The sequence below is a fragment of the Alishewanella sp. WH16-1 genome, from assembly GCF_001441695.1.
Classification (GTDB): Bacteria; Pseudomonadota; Gammaproteobacteria; order Enterobacterales; family Alteromonadaceae; genus Alishewanella; species Alishewanella agri.
Map to the genome: position 1 here is coordinate 1 of NZ_LCWL01000017.1, position 1,487 is coordinate 1,487.

The window sequence follows — 1,487 nt, forward strand, 5'->3', positions numbered from 1 at the left end:
CTGGGGATACCTCAGGTAAATTGCTCTATATTTATCCTCTCCACCAGTCGAAACTGCGTTTCCCGCAGATATAACAAAATCGTAGCCTTGCTCGTTAAGTAAAGGAATAATCTTCCGCTCAAAAATACCCACTGAGTTGCTAATGTTGCCCACTACCGCAAATTTAAACTCGTCTTTATATTTTAATATGCTTTCTATTTTCTCTACCTGTAAAGCATGTTCTGCTATGAAGTCCTTTTCAAAAAAATTCAGATAAATTTTATAGAAAACTAAAAGGATGATGACAACAAAACAAGCTCTGTATAGCCAGCGAGCATACTTTCTAGTCATTTTTAGCTCCTGACAAAAACTCAAATATTGTTACAAAGATACCGATGAATAATCCGAGATAAATGGTGAGAAAACGCCATGCAATGATTATAAATACCAAATCAGGAGCTTGGATTATTGCACCAAAGAATATTGCGAACACCCCCTCAGCAATACCTGACGCGCCTGGCGTAGGTGCAAAATACATTATAAAAGTGTTAATAACCATTAATGCTAACACTGCGGTATAGTCTATTTGATAGCCCAACCCCCAAAGCAGCAAAGCTGGAAATGAAAACAAACTGACAAGAAATAAAATTGTTGAACCAATAGCCATAAGCTTATCTCGTAAGTTTCCCGTTAGAAATATATTGATGCAACAGGAAAAATGAAAAAGCTCTCTGGTAACTTGCCATGTGCGGCGCTGGCAAGTGTTCTGACTAATTAAACCAAAGCGATGAATTTGATTTAGAATTAATTTAAGCGTGTGAATAACCCATCGAATTCTCAAAAGCACTATCGCACTCAACAGCACGTATCCAATAGCAAAAGCAGACAGAAAGATGCCCCAGCCGTCCTGCAATAAGTCCGAGGACAACTGAGGGTTTATCATAAACAAAAAAGGCGTAGGTATAAAAATAAGTAAACTAGCTAATACTGTTCTTATGGACGTAGCGGCTGTCGCAGCACCTAACCTAACACCCCGTCGATGCAGAAACCACACCTGTGCGACACCTCCGCCGGTAGCCATTGGAGTTATATTAGAAAAAAGGAAGTTTATGAAAACAAGAGGAAAAATAGACTTAAACGCTTGGTGGCATCCAATAGCACGCAAGGTAAACCAAAGCCTCATAGCATCACTAGTATAATAAACCAAAAGCAATGCGAAACACGCTACAACGAACTCTAGAGTAAAAATCTGTAGTAAATCAGAATTAAGACTGGAATCTACTTCTTTATACAAGCTAAAGGGAACCAAAAAGCTTAACAAAACAAATAATGCCGAAAAACCAATCAGCTTTAGCCATGACTTTTTGTCTTTTATAAAGAAATTCTCGCTATTTTCTTCCACATCTGACATGACGATTTTTTAAGCCAACCTTTGCGTATTAATTACAAGTAAGGCGCTAATGGAGTGCAAACAATTTATCCATTCCGCCTGAGGGATCCCCACAAAT

1 protein-coding gene and 1 pseudogene are annotated in these 1,487 nt (G+C 38.3%); both read right to left on the bottom strand.

The window, feature by feature from the left end; genetic code table 11:
* Window positions 1-330 (bottom strand): annotated as a pseudogene (locus AAY72_RS02365) (glycosyltransferase family 4 protein); the annotation flags it as partial.
* The gene (locus tag AAY72_RS02370) at window positions 323-1,390 is read right to left on the bottom strand and encodes a lysylphosphatidylglycerol synthase transmembrane domain-containing protein (protein WP_057785446.1); all 1,068 of its coding nucleotides are present in this window, start codon (window positions 1,388-1,390) and stop codon (window positions 323-325) included. The gene AAY72_RS02370 and the pseudogene AAY72_RS02365, both read right to left, overlap by 8 nt.
* Window positions 1,391-1,487 lie beyond the last annotated feature (97 nt).

Coding starts and splice junctions, on each gene's coding strand:
- AAY72_RS02370 (WP_057785446.1), bottom strand. CDS start 1,390: ATGTCAGATGTGGAAGAAAATAGCGAGAATTTCTTTATAAAAGACAAA.